This window comes from Streptomyces sp. NPDC005706, assembly GCF_040631045.1.
Classification (GTDB): domain Bacteria; phylum Actinomycetota; class Actinomycetes; order Streptomycetales; family Streptomycetaceae; genus Streptomyces.
Genome location: NZ_JBEXYS010000045.1, coordinates 1 through 14,511, shown reverse-complemented (window position 1 = coordinate 14,511; position 14,511 = coordinate 1). Strand labels below are relative to the sequence as shown.

At 69.6% G+C, this 14,511-nt stretch carries 16 protein-coding genes and 2 pseudogenes; 9 read left to right on the top strand and 9 right to left on the bottom strand.

The genetic code is table 11. From position 1 onward, the window contains the following. Positions 1-118 precede the first annotated feature (118 nt). A complete protein-coding gene (locus tag ABZ478_RS36845) occupies positions 119-604 on the top strand; it encodes a MarR family transcriptional regulator (RefSeq protein ID WP_359556756.1) in 486 nt (161 codons plus the stop codon). 375 nt (positions 605-979) lie between these two features. On the opposite strand, the gene ligA is transcribed toward ABZ478_RS36845, so the two are convergent. Continuing rightward, complete coding sequence (gene ligA / locus ABZ478_RS36840) at positions 980-3,067, bottom strand: NAD-dependent DNA ligase LigA (RefSeq protein ID WP_359556753.1); 2,088 nt, start codon at positions 3,065-3,067, stop codon at positions 980-982. A 346-nt stretch (positions 3,068-3,413) separates the two neighbouring features. Next, the gene (locus ABZ478_RS36835; protein WP_359556751.1) at positions 3,414-4,331 is read right to left on the bottom strand and encodes an NADP-dependent oxidoreductase; all 918 of its coding nucleotides are present in this window, start codon (positions 4,329-4,331) and stop codon (positions 3,414-3,416) included. Between the two features lie 328 nt (positions 4,332-4,659). Between ABZ478_RS36835 and ABZ478_RS36830 the strand changes: the two genes are divergently transcribed. From ABZ478_RS36830 to ABZ478_RS36820, 3 genes are all read left to right on the top strand, one after another. Then, the gene (locus tag ABZ478_RS36830) at positions 4,660-4,908 is read left to right on the top strand and encodes an antitoxin MazE7 (protein WP_311701466.1); all 249 of its coding nucleotides are present in this window, start codon (positions 4,660-4,662) and stop codon (positions 4,906-4,908) included. Between the two features lie 3 nt (positions 4,909-4,911). Then, positions 4,912-5,301 carry a toxin Doc gene (locus ABZ478_RS36825; protein WP_359556749.1) on the top strand — a complete coding sequence of 130 codons (390 nt, stop codon included), beginning with the start codon at positions 4,912-4,914 and terminating at the stop codon, positions 5,299-5,301. A gap of 133 nt (positions 5,302-5,434) precedes the next feature. Beyond that, positions 5,435-5,668, top strand: coding sequence for a hypothetical protein (locus ABZ478_RS36820; protein WP_359556746.1), 234 nt, complete (start codon positions 5,435-5,437; stop codon positions 5,666-5,668). A gap of 61 nt (positions 5,669-5,729) precedes the next feature. Here the strand turns inward: ABZ478_RS36820 and ABZ478_RS36815 are convergent, their stop codons facing one another. The 5 genes from ABZ478_RS36815 to ABZ478_RS36795 all read right to left on the bottom strand — a co-directional run bounded on the left by ABZ478_RS36815 (position 5,730) and on the right by ABZ478_RS36795 (position 8,442). Continuing rightward, positions 5,730-6,107 (bottom strand): hypothetical protein, encoded by a 378-nt coding sequence (locus ABZ478_RS36815; RefSeq protein WP_359556744.1) that lies wholly within the window; start codon positions 6,105-6,107, stop codon positions 5,730-5,732. Between the two features lie 84 nt (positions 6,108-6,191). Further along, positions 6,192-6,755, bottom strand: a complete 564-nt coding sequence (locus ABZ478_RS36810) for a TetR/AcrR family transcriptional regulator (RefSeq protein ID WP_359556742.1) — start codon at positions 6,753-6,755, stop codon at positions 6,192-6,194. After that, a complete protein-coding gene (locus ABZ478_RS36805; RefSeq protein WP_055496002.1) occupies positions 6,752-7,114 on the bottom strand; it encodes a DUF1304 domain-containing protein in 363 nt (120 codons plus the stop codon). The genes ABZ478_RS36810 and ABZ478_RS36805 overlap by 4 nt, the downstream gene beginning before the upstream one ends. A 272-nt stretch (positions 7,115-7,386) precedes the next feature. Beyond that, positions 7,387-7,578: a hypothetical protein gene (locus ABZ478_RS36800; RefSeq protein ID WP_359556739.1), complete on the bottom strand. Its 192-nt coding sequence runs from the start codon at positions 7,576-7,578 to the stop codon at positions 7,387-7,389. 426 nt (positions 7,579-8,004) lie between these two features. Beyond that, positions 8,005-8,442, bottom strand: a complete 438-nt coding sequence (locus ABZ478_RS36795; protein ID WP_359556736.1) for a helix-turn-helix domain-containing protein — start codon at positions 8,440-8,442, stop codon at positions 8,005-8,007. A gap of 77 nt (positions 8,443-8,519) precedes the next feature. Here ABZ478_RS36795 and ABZ478_RS36790 point away from each other — a divergent pair, with 77 nt between their 5' ends. The 4 genes and pseudogenes from ABZ478_RS36790 to ABZ478_RS36775 all read left to right on the top strand — a co-directional run bounded on the left by ABZ478_RS36790 (position 8,520) and on the right by ABZ478_RS36775 (position 10,375). Further along, on the top strand, positions 8,520-8,888 hold the full coding sequence (locus ABZ478_RS36790; RefSeq protein WP_359556735.1) for a DoxX family protein: 369 nt from the start codon (positions 8,520-8,522) through the stop codon (positions 8,886-8,888). A gap of 226 nt (positions 8,889-9,114) precedes the next feature. Next, positions 9,115-9,363: an NIPSNAP family containing protein gene (locus ABZ478_RS36785; protein ID WP_359556732.1), complete on the top strand. Its 249-nt coding sequence runs from the start codon at positions 9,115-9,117 to the stop codon at positions 9,361-9,363. Positions 9,364-9,419: 56 nt separating this feature from the next. Further along, a pseudogene (locus tag ABZ478_RS36780) lies at positions 9,420-10,156 on the top strand (MOSC domain-containing protein); the annotation flags it as partial. A gap of 96 nt (positions 10,157-10,252) precedes the next feature. Further along, complete coding sequence (locus tag ABZ478_RS36775; RefSeq protein ID WP_359556817.1) at positions 10,253-10,375, top strand: hypothetical protein; 123 nt, start codon at positions 10,253-10,255, stop codon at positions 10,373-10,375. Between the two features lie 232 nt (positions 10,376-10,607). On the opposite strand, the pseudogene ABZ478_RS36770 reads toward ABZ478_RS36775, so the two are convergent. Continuing rightward, positions 10,608-11,372: pseudogene (locus tag ABZ478_RS36770) on the bottom strand (SDR family NAD(P)-dependent oxidoreductase). Positions 11,373-11,816: 444 nt separating this feature from the next. Between ABZ478_RS36770 and ABZ478_RS36765 the strand changes: the two are divergent. Continuing rightward, positions 11,817-13,511 carry a serine/threonine-protein kinase gene (locus ABZ478_RS36765; protein ID WP_359556729.1) on the top strand — a complete coding sequence of 565 codons (1,695 nt, stop codon included), beginning with the start codon at positions 11,817-11,819 and terminating at the stop codon, positions 13,509-13,511. Between the two features lie 27 nt (positions 13,512-13,538). On the opposite strand, the gene ABZ478_RS36760 is transcribed toward ABZ478_RS36765, so the two are convergent. Next, complete coding sequence (locus ABZ478_RS36760; protein WP_359556727.1) at positions 13,539-14,396, bottom strand: IS5 family transposase; 858 nt, start codon at positions 14,394-14,396, stop codon at positions 13,539-13,541. Positions 14,397-14,511: the final 115 nt, after the last annotated feature.

The following is a 14,511-nucleotide window of genomic DNA, read 5'->3' as shown; positions in this document are numbered from 1 at the left end:
GCAGCGTCCCAGGCCACTGTCACGCCCATGGGCTCCGATCTCCGGTCGCTGTCGCAGCGGACGGGGGGCAGCTATGTAGTTTCAGTCGATACCGTATTGAATGAAGTAATGTGGCCTCATGGCCGCTGACGTTCCTCGCCGAACCCCCGCCACGCATGCGACCGACCGCCCCGGGGACACGTCGCCTTTCGCTCTCGGCCTGTTGCTGCGCCGGGCGCACTGGCGTGCGGCCGCGGTGATGGGGGAGGCGCTTCGGCCGCTCGGCATCGAGTTGCGGCATTTCGCGGTGCTGATCGAGCTGGTCAGTCGGGGGCCCACGGTGCAGCGGGACCTGGTGGTGGCGACCGGGTCGGACAAGGCTGGAATCATGAGGGTCGTGGACGACCTGGAGCGGAAGGGCCTGGCCGCACGCAAGGCCGTTCCGGGGGACCGGCGGGTGCGGGCAGTGGAGATCACTCCTCAGGGACTGGAATTGTTCGATGCCGTCCATCTCGCCGCGGAGCCTCTGGCTGAGCGGCTGGTCGCGGAATTGGGTCCCGGGGAGCCCCAGAGGCTGACGGATCTGCTGACCCGGCTTGCTTACCCGGCGGACGACGAGGCGTAAGCGGGCGCGCCAGGTTGCGGCGAACTGCGCTCCGCCGACGGCGGAAAGCTCCGTCTGAAGAGTCCTGGACGCCCTGGGGGATCCCCGAGTGCACGTGATCCCCGAGCAGGCGCAGGCCGCCCCCAGCACTCCGGCCCGCTCCAGGCCCTGGTCCTGTCGCTGCCGCCGCCGCTGGAGGACCCAGGCCGAAACGGCGCCTGCGCGGTGGATCCCAGCGCCCCGGAGCGAGCGAGAGCGCCGTCATGCACAGCCGGTGAGGCCCGGGGACACTGTCCCCTCCGCGAGCCACGTGTAGGTGAACGGTCAACCGTCTTGGGTTGTTCCCGCACATCCCGGACGGCCGGCGCGAGCTGGGCAACCCTCCGTAGGGAAATCCTAGTTGAGGTAGTCGGCGACCATGGTGGCGAATTCGTCGGGGGTGGCCAGGCGGATACCGAGATCTTCGGCCTTGGCTCGCTTGGACCCCGCGCCGTCTCCGGCGACGACGAGAGTGGTCTTCTTGGAGACGCTGGAGGACGAGCGGCCGCCGGCTTGTTCGATGAGTTCGTTCATCTGGTTGCGGCTGAGCTTCTCCAGGGGGCCGGTCATCGCGCCCGTGACGACCACGGTCATCCCGGCCAGCGGTCGACCCGCACGCTCGGCGTCCTCGTCGTGGTCGCCGGTGTCGCCGTCGGACGAGGTGGGTGGGGTGGCGCCGGGTTCCGTCATGTTCACCCCGGCGGCGGCGAGTTTGTCGATCAGCGGGGCGAGTTCGGCGAGCTCGGCGACGATCGAGGGGGCCTTCTCGGTGCCGATGCCCTCGACCTGCTGCATCGCTTCCGCGTCCGCGGCGCGGATGTTGTCCATGGTGGCGAAGTGCCGGGCGATACGGCGGGACATGGAGCGGCCGGTGCCGCGGACCCCAAGCGCGCACAGCACCCGCGACAGCGGCTGGCCCTTGGCCGTGGTGATGGCGGCGAGGAGGTTGTCGGTGCTGGTGGCGCCCATCCGTTCCAGGCCCATCAGCTGCTCGCGGGTCAGGGTGAACAGGTTGGCGAGATCGGCGACGAGACCAGCGTCGACGAGTTGGACGACGCGGGTGTGGCCGAGGCCTTCGATGTCGAGCTGGTCGCGGCCGGCTGCGTAGGACAGGGCGGCCACCAGGTGGCAGTTGCGTCCGTTCTCGCAGCGCCAGCGCTGCTCGCTGGTGTCGATGCCGGCCCCGCAGCGCGGGCACGTCTCGGGGAAGGCGATGGGCTGTTCGTCGCCGGTGCGCAGGTGGGCGACGGGGGCTTCGATGCGGGGGATGACGTCGCCGGCCCGGTGGACCATGACGTGGTCGCCCAGGCGCAGGTCGCGGCGGGTGATGTCGGCCGGATTGTGGAGGGTGGCATACGTGATGGTGGCGCCGTCGATCTCGACCGGATCCAGGACAGCACGCGGGGCGATGATGCCGGTACGGCCCACGTTCCACTCCACCTCAAGCAACCGGGTGATCTTCTCGACGGCCGGCAGCTTGTACGCGATCGCCCAACGCGGAGCGCGCGAACCCAATCCTGCCGTCCGCTGATCGGCGGCCAGATCGGCCTTGATGACGATCCCGTCGATCCCGAACGGCAGCTCCGCCCGCAGGGCAGCGATCTCCTGCACCCGGGCCAGCACCTGCTCGACCGTGTCGGCGGTGATGCCGGGCACCGCGGTGGTGGCCGTGGTGTTCACCCCGTACGCGGCGGCCTGAACCATGAGGTCGCTGTGCGCGAGTTCGCCCAGCCGCACGGCGAGCGACGTCTCGGTGCTGGGCCGGGGCAGTAGGCCGTAACCGAAGAACGTCATCGGCACCGTGTAAGCGCGCTCCTTGGCGCGCAGGGTGCCCGCCGCGGCGCCGCGCGGGTTGGCGAACGGCTGCCCGCCGTGCGCGGTGCGCACCTCGTTGGCGTGCTCGAACTGAGCAGTCGTCATCAGGACTTCGCCGCGGACTTCCACGGTGACCGGCTCGGCGAGCTGGTCCGGCAGGCCCTCTATGGTGCCGATCGCGTGCGAGACATCCTCCCCGGCCGTCCCGTCCCCACGTGTGATCAGCTGTCTCAGGCGACCGTCGGCGTAACGGGCGGCGACCGCGAGCCCGTCCAGCTTCGGCTCGACACTGAACCGCTCGACGTCGTGGCCGATGCGCCGGGCCAGGGACGCCGTCCAAGCGGTGAACTCCTCCGGCGAGAACACGTTGTCCAGACTCAGCATCGCCACCGTGTGCGGGACATCGCCCTCCACGGCCCCGCCGGCGACCTTCCCCGTCGGAGAGTCGGGCAGCACCTGATCAGGATGTTCGGCCTCCCACGCGGCGATGCCTCGCACCAGCCTGTCGTAGGCGTCATCGTCCAAGGCCGACACCCCACCCGCGTAGTAGGCGGCCGACGCCTTCACCGCTTCCTCGACCGCCTGCGCGTAAGCGGCGGCATCCATGATCACAGCTGCAGGTGTTGTCATGCCCGTCATCCTGCCTGCCACCACTGACATCGCCCGATGCCGCGGGACGGAAGAACGACCGCGAAGAAGACGGGGCGGAGTCCGCGCAGCGCCAAGCCGCACCTCTCAGCGCGAGCAAGCACGCGTAGCACCCTGGACGTGATCTTTCGGTGATGCCCGCGAGCGGGCGCAGCGGCTGTAGGGTCTCGCCGCGTCCGACATGTCGATCTTTTGCGACCTGGGCTTTCGTGGTGTCTCACGGCCGTGTAACCATGATCAGTCTCAAGTCCGTGGCAATTCCTCGTTCGACACCGGGCAGGTCAGCGGTCGTCCGGCCCACCACCTCTGTTGGCCCATTCGAGGGCGCTCAGGGGCGCACGCGAATGACGGTCTTGCCCTTGCGCCGCTCGGTCGGGTTGAGCGCAGGGACGGCGTCGTCGAGGGTCGCGACGGTTCCGATGTGCGTGCGAAGGCGCCCGTCCCGCACCCGGTCGACGATCTCCACCAGCTGACTCGGAACGGACTCGACGACGAAGTCGACCGCCAAGCCGTCGACAGGGCGAGCCTCAACAGGCCCCACCACCGACACCAGCGTCCCGCCAGGCCGGATGATTCTCGCCGAGCGCCTTTGGATGTCAGCGCCGATGACATCGAAGACCACGTCGACCCCGCCGATGTCGTCGAGATCCTCGGTGGCGAGGTCGAGGAACTCGTTCGCGCCGAAGTCGAGCGCCGCCTGGCGGTCCGCCGCCCGCCCGGTACCGATGACGTAGGCGCCGAACTCCCGGGCGAGCTGCGTAACTACAGACCCGACCGCGCCGGCGGCGCCGTGTGCGAGGACGCTCTGCCCGGCCTGAAGACGACCGTGCTGGAACAGACCTTGCCACGCGGTCAGGCCGGAGATCGGCAGGCTCGCACCCACCGTGAAGTCGACGTTCCCCGGCAGCGGCGCCAGGTTGCGTGCCTCCACGGCCGCGTACTCGGCCAGGGTTCCATCGCGGTGCCAGTCCGTGATCCCGAACACCCGCTGTCCGAGCGAGAGCCCCGTCGTGCCGTAGCCGAGGGAGGTGACCACTCCGGCGAACTCGTGGCCGATGATCGCCTGGGCTCGATCGCGACCGGCGCGATCGACCCACGTCGAGGGCCACTCCCACTCCGCGGGGACGAAGCCCGACGCATGGACTTCAACGACGACGTCGTTGATCGCCGGCGTCGGCTCAGGCCGCTCCGCGAGTGTGATCCCGGCTGCTTCCGCGGCCGGATCCGTCGCGACGATTGCCTTCACTGGTACCTCCGTATATCTCGTGCTCGCGGGCTCTGTGCGCCGCCGAAGCCATGGAGTGGGCTGATTAGCCCACAGAGGAACGGCAACAAGATCCGTCACCACAGACGGATGGACCACTGAAACGCGTCGAGTCCAACCGGAGCTCGACGAGCACCACACACCCAGGGCAGCAACACCCACTCGCGCGCTAGTCTCACGGCGATGTCGTATACGACATCGGTACGACACGGCTCGTGCGATTGCGACATCAGCCGTAAGACCCAACAGCCGAGGAACGTCCACAACCATCAGGTAGCGCGGCGCGTATACCGTGCGGGATACTACGGTTATGGCTGAAACCACTGTCAAGGTCGACACGAGCACCAGGGACACCCTGCAGGGCCTCGCCGCTGCCGAAGGTCTGTCTGTGAAGGCCTATTTGGCCAAGGTGGCTGGGGAGAAGGAGCAGGAGCGGGCGCTGCAGACAGCGACCGCCGCTTTCCGCCGCGTGATCAGCGAGCCCGGCGTCATGGACGCCTTCGATGCCGAGTTCGGCGGGCTGCCGTCCGTCGCGCACGACACCTCGCGGGCGGCCTGACCTGTGCCTCCCATCGTGTACGTCGACTACCGGTGGTTCCTCGAGCGCCAGGAGGAGATCCTCCGGGACGACCTGACCGTCAACGACTTCTCTGTGCTTGTCGGCATGGCCCAGCGCCACCGCGTCGACCCGCCCCGGCACGATCAGCACCATCCCGATGCCTTCTGGCGGGCTGCGGTCATGCTGGAGGAATGCGTGCTCCTGCGCCCACTCCCGGCCCGCAACGAGGTGTACGGATATGGCGTCGCCATCGCCTACCTCGAGGCCTCCGGAGAACGCGTGGACACGAAGTTCGAGCTCTGGCGGGAACTGATCTACGACATCCGGGGCCTGCGGCTGGACTCGTACGGCATCGCCGAGAGGCTGCGTTCCTGGCGCCAGGCCCGACCCTGACCGGCGCTGCGTATTCCACGGGAGAATCGACGGTTGATCGCTCGGCGGACTGGGCCACGTGCTGCGCGGCAGCGCAGCACGCCGAGGTAGCCGAGCCCAACTCTGCCGACGTTGCCCGGCTACCGTGGCGGACATGGTCAGGGAACTTCGCATTGACGTCGCTGAGGAACACTACGAGCAGCTTGTGCTCCAGGCGCGCGAGCGGAACGAGGATCCGACGGTGTACGCCGGACGCGTCCTGGCCCAGGAGCTCGACAGGACTCGCTTCCTCGAAGGCAGCGCTCCCTTCCTCAGCACGCCCGGTGTCCGCGAGGAGTTCGCCAGCCGGTTCGGCCCGCAGCCCGGCGCGGCCGCGTCCGCGGCGTAGGGCGGGCAACAACGTAGTGGATCTCTTGGTGGTGCCGTCCTGGCCCGGCACCGGCAAGACCCTAAGCTCCACGGCTGCCGCCTTGTGGGGCTGCGGCGCGGGTCATATCCCGTCCCGCGTACCGGTTATCCGTGCCGCCCGAGGAGAGCCGGGTCATCCAGCCAGGGCACACAGCCAAGGACTGCGAGGCCGAGGGACCGGTACTGCCTCCAGCGGCCGTCGGATCGGTGAGGAACTCGTCCATCCCGTTGACCAACCCGGTGAGCACGGCCGTGCCGAAGTAGGCGGTACTGCTGCGCTGGCCGATTCCGGCCTGGAAGTGAAAGGTGTCAGCCGTCGCCTCCACGGTCGTCCTCGCCATGAGGATGGCAGCCTGCACGTTGCCGACCAGCAGTGAGCTGTGAGCTTCTCCAGCGACCGCGGCAATGGCCTTCGGCACGTCGGGACACCGCCTACGTCCGCACGTCCTCCGGAGTGGAGGCCTGGCCCCGGGCGGCGCGGGAGGTCGCCTGCAAGTGACCGGTCACCGGCTCCGGTGCAGTGCGACCAGCAACTGCCAGACCTGGTCCGCGACTTCCTCCGGCGCGGCCCGCAGCAGCCCGTGCAGCCAGTCCGCGAGGACACCCGCGAAGGTCGCCGCCACCGCCGACGCGACCAGCGGGGCGTCAGCCGCGCCGGCCAGTTCGCGCTCCTCGAGGCTGCGGGCCCGCAGGTCCCGGTGCAGCACCCGGCCGAGCGGCCCGCCGCCGCCCGGCGCGAGCAGCGACCGGTACAGGGCCGCGTGCGGGGACAGACCGGTGAAGAACTCCCGGAGCGCGGGCGGGGCGTGGACCGGATCGGGCCGCCCCCGCCAGGCGTGCAGCGCGTCCACCGCCTGCCGTACGACGTCCGCGCACGCGTCGACCGCCAGCGCCTCGATGCCGTCGTAGTGCACATAGAACGTGGCCCGGCCCACCCCGGCCCGGCGCACCAGCGCGGCCACGGCGACCTCCGCCGGCGGTCGCTCGGCGCACTCGGCGAGCAGGGCGGCGCGCAGCCTGGCGCGGGTGCGCGCCGCCCTCGGGTCCTCGTGCGGCGCCCGGCTCATCGTGCGGCGAGGACGGCGGCCAGCGCGAGCGCGCCGGGCAGCGCCTGGGCGAACAGGATGCGGCGGTTGGCCGTGGTGGCGCCGAACACGCCCGCCACCACCACACAGGACAGGAAGAACACCTGGACCCGGAAGCCGGTCGGGTCGGCGGCGAGGAGCCCCCACACCAGTCCGGCCGCGAGGAAGCCGTTGTAGAGGCCCTGGTTGGCGGCCAGCGGAGCGGTCGCCCGGGCCGTCTCCGGGTCGAACCCGTGCAGCCCCCGCCCCGGCTTCCGCTGCCACAGGAACATCTCCAGCACCAGGATGTACATGTGCAACACGGCCACCAGGCCGACCAGCACGTTCGCCACGATTTCCATGAGCAGCGAGCCCTCCCCTTCTTGGACAGGTGTCCAGGATAGCTGGACACCTGTCCATGAAATCACCGGGTCCCGCCACCCCCCGGCGCAGCTCCCGTGCCCGTAAGGCCAGCTGGATCGCGCAGCGGGCCGCCGGGGCGTGCAGTAGCTCGCCGAACAGCTCGTCCAGCTGCCGCATCCGGTAGCGGACCGTCTGCGGAGAGCCACCGCGTCCGCGTGTTGCTGGAGCAGTCCCCAGTCCACTTCGGGCCCCTCGCCGCGCTCGGCCTCGCTCAGTCCTCGGCCGTCAGCCCGAACATGCCGAACGCGGCGAACGCTTCGGCCAGCGCGTCCGCCCCGACCTCCTGCGCCCCCAGGCCGATCGCGGCTGCCACGTGCACCATGCTCCTGAAGTCCGGCCCCTCGGTCTCGGCCGGCACGTCGCCGCCGGCTTCGAGCGCCGGGTGGCTGGTGCTTGCTGTCATCGGGGCCGTTGCCTGCGCTGATGAGCAGCCGCCCCGAGACGGAATGGCCACGCGCGTGGTGTGGCCGCGTCTCAGTTTCCGTTTCAGTCAGCCTCGTTCACGACGGTCCAGGTGGGAGTCGAAGCCCCACCGGTATCGGCATCCGGCCGCCCATGAACGCAGGTGAACGCCCCCGAACGCACCCCGCGACCCCACCACCACAGTTGGAAAGCGTGTCGGGGGCAACCCTCACGAGTTCGAATCTCGTATCCTCCGCCAGTGCCTCACCGGGCACGCTGTCGACGGGCCCCCTGGAAACAGGGGGCCCGTCGACGTTGTCGCCGGTGCCCTTGAGACTAGTCGCGCGGCGTACGCGGCGGTACGCAGCGGGTGGTGTCCCGTGACAGGGCCTATTGACGGTGGCCGTCCCCTTCGGCTTGCGCTGACCTATTGATCAGAATGGTGCAGGTTCTCATCACCAGGAGGTGTCTTCACCAGGGTCGCCTGGTCCGCCTCGACGGTCCCGGCCGCCTCGGCTGCTTCCCGGAAGGTGACGACCGCCTCGCCGTTCTCCCGCGCCCATGCGGTGAGCATCCTGATGGGCTCCTCCAGGGTTCGCCCGAGATCGGTCAGGCTGTACTCCACGCGCGGCGGGGCCTCGGCGTACGCCTGCCGCTCGACGAGTCCGTTGGCTTGGAGCCGGCGCAGCGTCTGGGTCAGTACCTTGCGCGAGATGCCACCGCTCAGCTCGACCAACTCGCCATGACGCAACGGGCCGTCGGTCAGGGCGAAGAGCGTGACCATGGACCACTTGCTGGCAATGATCTCCATGGCCAGGAGAGCGGGGCAATCGGCGAGGAAGGCAATTCCGGGTCGCAGACTCATGCCCCGAAGGTTACCTGGAGGTACCTAACGGCCGACTAACGTCGTCGAGGTGCGCACGCCCCTTACTCGCATCTCGCATGATTGAGGTTTCAGCCGTGTTCGTCTCCCTTGCCGTCGTCACCGTGTTCATGTCGGCGGTCCTCCTGGTATCGGCCGGGGCCAAGTCTCTGCGGACGCGGCACATCACCGAGCAGATGTCCACCCTCGGAGTACCGCAGAGCATGATGGCCTTCCTGATCGGCGCCCAGATCGCGGGCGCGGCCGGTGCGATCGCCGGGCTCTGGTGGGGGCCCATCGGAATCGCCGCCGCAATCGGCCTGACGCTCTATTTCGCCGGGGCGGTCGTCTCCCACCTGCGCGTCGGCGACCACAAGGGCGCACCTCCGGCGGCAGTCCTCACCGTGGCCTCCGTCGCCCTGATCGTGCTGCGCGCAGCCACCCTGTGATATCTGGTCGAGCCGGACGGCGTGGCGCTGACCACGATCGCATGCCTGATCGACGCTGGCGAGGTCGCCGCGTTGAGGCCGGCCGCACCCGCGGCAAGGTCGTCCTCATCGTCGCTGGCTGACCACCCCCGCCAGCACTTTGGAGCAGCACCGTGTACTACGAGATCCGCCGCTACCAGGCCCAGCCCGGACGTCGCGAGGAGTGGGTGCGTTACATGGAGGACGTGTGGTCATCCCGTTCCAGGCCTCGCTGGGCATGGACGTGATCGCCTCCTTCGTCGACGCCCAGGACGAGGACGGCTACCTGTGGATCCGCCGGTTCGAGGACGAGGCCCACAGCGACGCCCCGTACGCGGCCGTCTACCAGCACGACCGCAGGAAGAACGAGATCGGGCCGGTCGTCCACGGCCTACTGATCCCTGAGAAGACCGTCGTCGCCCGCGTGGTCCCCACCCCGGCCTCACCCCTGCGGTGACCCGGCTCACGGCCGCTTCATCCGCCACCTCACAGCACCGAGACAAAGGAACCTTCATGAGCACCGACACATTGCAGGCGTCGGTGCCCGCCTCGTCGGTCGCCGGCGCACTCATCGCGGCGGTACACACAGCTGCTGCCCGGATCGGCTTCGCGACGGCCATCGCTGTCACCGATCAGGGCGTGCATCTGGAGGCATTCGACCACCCACAACCCGAGGCGCCGGGAGCACCCGGCCACCGCGCCGGGCCCTCGGCATGCCCGACATCCGACGGCGGCTCCACGGGCTTGGAAACAGGGATCACCCCGGAGCAGCCGACGCGAACCGAAACGGAAAGGCTAAGGTCGGCTGCCATGGGCGTCGTGGAATCCGCCAACATCGGCAGCAGCCGGGTCACCGAGCACTCGGGCGCCGGGCGCACCGGCATCGACAAGCGGCCCGTCTCCCACCCGGTCGCCGTGTCGGCACCCGGCCCTCAAGGGGTCAGCGGGATGTCCGGTGACTCCGTCTGCGACGCACGCTTCCACGGCGGCGACCACCAGGCCGTCTACGCCTATGCCCACGAGGAGCTTGACCTGTGGGAGCAGGAGCTCGGACGGGAGCTCCCCGCCGGGGTATTCGGCGAGAACCTCACCACACGCGGGCTGGACGTCTCCGGCACCGTCATCGGCGGGCGCTGGCGGGTGGGCGACGTGGTGGTGCTGGAGGCGCGGCGACCCGGATCCCCTGCCGCACTTTCGCCGGCTGGCTGGGGCAGGAGTCCTGGATCAAGCGGTTCAGCCGGCGCACCCTGCCCGGGGTGTACTTCCGGGTGGTCGTACCTGGGCACGTCGCGGCCGGGGACCCTGTGACGCTGCTGTCGCGGCCGGACCACGGGGTGACGTCGGCGATGGTGCCACGCGCACTGACCGGTGAACGCGAGCTGCTGCCGCGCCTACTGGAGGCCGACGCGCTGTCCCCGTCGCAGAGCGAGTCGCCCCGCAAGCGGCTGGGCCTACCGGTCGGGGCCTGATCCGCTCCGTCGTCGGACCGCTGACCGCTGACCGCTGACCGCTGACCGCTGACCGCTGACCGCTCACCCGCTCCGTCCGCTGCGGCCGGGCCCCCTTCGGCCGTGCGGCCGACAGGGCGTCACGGCGGCCGCACGGCGGGAACGCCGGAGGCCCGGCATCACATGAGTGGCGCCGGGCCTCCGCTGGAACGGGGAGGTTAGGACGTGCAGATCATCAACGCGATTCTGCTGTTCATCGCTGTTCCTGCCGGCTCGGGAGCATCGCGAGGGCCTGCGAGCGCTGAGCCACCAGTTCGTCGTAGGTGCCGTCGCGCTCGGCCCACCGGTGCACCAGGACGCGATTGACGAGGATCTCGCGCGGAGTGGGCTCGGTCCCCAGCAGGTCCATCACCTCGGTGGCGAAGTCGTCGAGCGGCAACGCGTGCGGGTTCACCTTCTCCTGACCCGCGGTGGCGACGGCCGGGGGGACGAGCTCGACGACGTCGACACCGGCGTCGTCGAGCTGCGCGCGCAGCGCCTCGGAGTAGGCGTGCACCGCGGCCTTGGAGGCGGCGTAGCTGGGCATGGGCGGGAAGGGCAGGAAGGCGATGCCGGAGTGACGGTGACGAAGGTGCCGGCCCCCCGCCGGACCAGGTGCGGAGTGAAGACGTCGATGACCCGGATGGTGCCGAGCAGGTTGGTGTCGATGGTCGCCTCGGCCGCCTCGAAGTGCGCGGGGTCGCGCAGGTCCTCCAGGAGCATGACGCCCGACATCGTCACCACCGTGTCCAGCTCGGGGTAGCGGGCGAGCACGGCGTCCCGGGCGGATGCGACGGAGGCGCCGTCGGTGACGTCGATGCCGAACGTGCCGAAGCCTTCCCCGGTGTTCCGCGAGCGCCTCCGGGCTGCGGCCGCCCACGGCCACGGTGCTGCCCGCCGCAGCGAAGCGCCGGGCCAGCTCTCGCCCGATACCCGAGGTCCCGCCGACGATCAGAACGGTGCGGTTGGAGAGATTCATGAGATCTTCGCCCAGCACGCCGCTCAGCCCACCCCAGACCGCCCCGACGGGGCGATCATCGCCACCACAGCCTCAGAGCGGTGGCACGGCCAGCCGGTCCGCGTTCTCGACCTCACCCCCCTGACCATCAGTCCCGCCGCGCACGGTCGTCAGAACGGCGGATAGAGGGGTAGCGACGTGAGGCGAGCAGCTACCGGGCCAGGGCGCCCGACAGGCTCAACACCCCCTCAGGATAGCCAGCTCGACCATCTCGATCCGGTCGCCGGTAGTCCGGTCTGCGCGAGAGAAGGCGCGGAAGTCGTCCGGGTCTCGAGCGCCGATTCCCGAGGAGGCTGACATCTCTGAGTGAGCTGGCGCAGCCGGCACCAACTGGCCTCCCACGCCTGTGATGGCCGCTAAGGTTCACATCCTGCAGACATTCACGCTCGGCGGGGGTTGTTGTTCGTGTCGCTGATTGCTGCTCGTCGTGCCTCGGATCCGTTGCGGATCGGGCGTTACCGGGTGGTCGGGGTAATCGGTGTGGGTGGGATGGGCACGGTGTACGCCGCGGTGGGGGAGCGGGGCAAGCGGGTAGCGGTGAAGGTTGTGCACGCCGGGCAGGCGACGGATGAACAGTTCCGGGCCCGGTTCCGCCGAGAGGTGCAGGTGTTGCGGCGGGTTTCGGGCCCGTGCCTCGTGCCGCTGCTGGAGGCCGATCCCGAGGCGGAGACTCCGTGGCTTGCCACCGCCTACGTGCCCGGGCCGACTCTCTCCCAGCATGTTGCGACGCAGGGGCCGCTGGCCGGGATCCAGCTGCACTTGTTCGCCACTGGCACCGCCGGCGCGCTGGCGGCCGTACACGCCGCCGGGGTCGTCCATCGCGACCTGAAACCCGCGAACGTGATCATCGCCCCGGATGGGCCGCGGGTACTGGACTTCGGCATCGCGCACGTCGCCGACGGCACCGCGGTCACCCGTACCGGCATGCTGACCGGGACCCCGGGCTGGCTCAGTCCCGAGCACTACCGGGACGGGACCGCCGGGCCACCCGGGGACGTTTTCGCATGGGGAGCGCTGCTCGCCTTCGCGGCCACCGGGCGCCACCCCTTCGGCACCGGCAACGCTGAGGCGGTCGCTTTCCGCGTACTCAACGGCGAGCCGGACCTCGCGGGCATCCCCGACGAGTTGGCCGGCATGGTGAAGTCATGCCTGGCCAAGGACCCGGCCCACCGGCCCTCCTCCGTCGTCATCGCGGAGAAGACCGTCGAACTGCTCGGCGAACAGGCGACCCAGGCCCTCGGCACATTCCGCAACCAGCCCACTGAGATCCCGAGTCTCATCGCCGAGCAGTGGCACCCCCCAACCGCCGAAGACCCCGCCTGGCCCACTCCCGCGACATACCGTTCGGGCAGGCGCGTCTGGCTCACCGTTCTCGCGGCCGCAGTGTTCGCCGCGACAGCAACGGGCACCTGGTTCGCGCTGGCGCCTGGCCATGCCCAAGCGCGCGGCAACCACCCCCCGCACGCGACCGCAGCCCGCACCACCCCTGCCGCCGAACCGGTGGCCTCCCGCTCACCCATCGCCCGCCCCGCCACCTCCGCCGCGCCACAAACCCCTGCCGCCGCGACCTCATCTATGCAGACGACGCAGACCCAGGTGGTCACCCTCAGCCCCTGGTCCCTGGACGGCACCCCTGCGAGCGGCATCACCATCACCCACCGGGCCAGCGGCTCGTGCTTCGGGACCGCCGAATCCACCATGCGCACGGACGCCTGGCGCTGCACCGCCGGCGACCGGATCCTCGACCCCTGCTTCTCCCCGGACTCAAATCCCGAGGACACCAGTGCCCTGTGCCTGGACGGAGCCCCCAACCGCATGGTCGAGCTGTCGGTCCCGCAGGGCTTTCCCGGCAACAACGATCACATGCCCGGCGGACCCGACATCGAACCGATCATCATCGTCCTGGCCAACGGCGCCCGTTGCTCGTTCATGGGCGGCGGGACGTCCGTGCTGGCGGGGCAACGCCAGAACTACGGCTGCGACAACGGCGGCTACCTGTACGGCTCCCCGAACAAGACAGGAGCGGTGTGGACCATCTCCTACTCCACCCCCAACAGCGGCGCCAGCGTCTCCACTCCGATCAGCATGGTCTACCAGTAGTCCCCTGCTAGGTTCTGTCGTCAAATGTCACGCCCACATCAGCAGGGCTGCGAGGGTGACGGCTGCTTGGTAGGACTCGGTGGTCTTGTCGTACCGGGTGGCGATGCCGCGCCATTGCTTCAGTTTGTTGAAGCACTGTTCCACCACGTTGCGCCGCTTGTAGGTGTCGCGGTCGAAGGCCGGGGGTCGTCCGCCGCGGCTGCCGCGGTTCAGCCGGTTGCGGACCTGGTCGGCTCGCTCGGGGATGGTGTGGCTGATCCCGCGTCGCCGCAGCCAGGTGCGGATCGCTCTGGAGCTGTAGCCCTTGTCACCCAGGACATGCGAGGGCCGCACCCGGGGTCGTCCCGGGCCGGTGCGGGGCACCCGGATCGCCTCCATCACGGCGGTGAACTGGGTGCAGTCGTTGGTGTTGCCGCCCGTGACGATGAAGGCGAGCGGGCGGCCCACACCGTCGCAGGCCAGGTGAGTCTTGCTGGTCAGGCCGCCTCGGTAGCGTCCGAGGGCCGGGCTGCGGAGCCCCTTTTTTGGGCCCCGGCGGCATGCTGGTGAGCGCGGACGATGGTTGAGTCGACCGACACCAACCAGTCGATGTCGCCGGCGGCGTCCGCCTTCGCCTGGGCGGCGCGGAGCATGCTCGAACGTGCCGTCCGCCGCCCACCGGCGAAAACGGGTGTGCAGCGTGGCCCACGGCCCGTACCGCTCGGGCACATCCCGCCAGGCCGTGCCCGTACGGAACTTCCACACGATCCCGTTGAGGACTCTACGGTCATCCAGCCGCTTGCGCCCATGCAACGTCACGGGCAGCAACGGCCGGACGAACTCCCATTCTGCATCGGACAGTTCATGACGACGTATCACCCGACCATGACCACCACTCAAGATCATTTGAAGACACTGCCTAGGTGCAATACCGGTGATTTAGGTCGTTTTCCGGCTGGTCGAGGTGGCTCTGGTGGGCCCGACCAGCCGGACCGTCGGGGTGTCTGGCCGTGGTGGGCTG

Coding starts and splice junctions, on each gene's coding strand:
- ABZ478_RS36845 (WP_359556756.1), top strand. CDS start 119: ATGGCCGCTGACGTTCCTCGCCGAACCCCCGCCACGCATGCGACCGAC.
- ligA (WP_359556753.1), bottom strand. CDS start 3,067: ATGACAACACCTGCAGCTGTGATCATGGATGCCGCCGCTTACGCGCAG.
- ABZ478_RS36830 (WP_311701466.1), top strand. CDS start 4,660: ATGGCTGAAACCACTGTCAAGGTCGACACGAGCACCAGGGACACCCTG.
- ABZ478_RS36820 (WP_359556746.1), top strand. CDS start 5,435: ATGGTCAGGGAACTTCGCATTGACGTCGCTGAGGAACACTACGAGCAG.
- ABZ478_RS36810 (WP_359556742.1), bottom strand. CDS start 6,755: ATGAGCCGGGCGCCGCACGAGGACCCGAGGGCGGCGCGCACCCGCGCC.
- ABZ478_RS36805 (WP_055496002.1), bottom strand. CDS start 7,114: ATGGAAATCGTGGCGAACGTGCTGGTCGGCCTGGTGGCCGTGTTGCAC.
- ABZ478_RS36800 (WP_359556739.1), bottom strand. CDS start 7,578: ATGACAGCAAGCACCAGCCACCCGGCGCTCGAAGCCGGCGGCGACGTG.
- ABZ478_RS36795 (WP_359556736.1), bottom strand. CDS start 8,442: ATGAGTCTGCGACCCGGAATTGCCTTCCTCGCCGATTGCCCCGCTCTC.
- ABZ478_RS36790 (WP_359556735.1), top strand. CDS start 8,520: ATGATTGAGGTTTCAGCCGTGTTCGTCTCCCTTGCCGTCGTCACCGTG.
- ABZ478_RS36775 (WP_359556817.1), top strand. CDS start 10,253: ATGGTGCCACGCGCACTGACCGGTGAACGCGAGCTGCTGCCGCGCCTA.
- ABZ478_RS36760 (WP_359556727.1), bottom strand. CDS start 14,396: ATGATCTTGAGTGGTGGTCATGGTCGGGTGATACGTCGTCATGAACTG.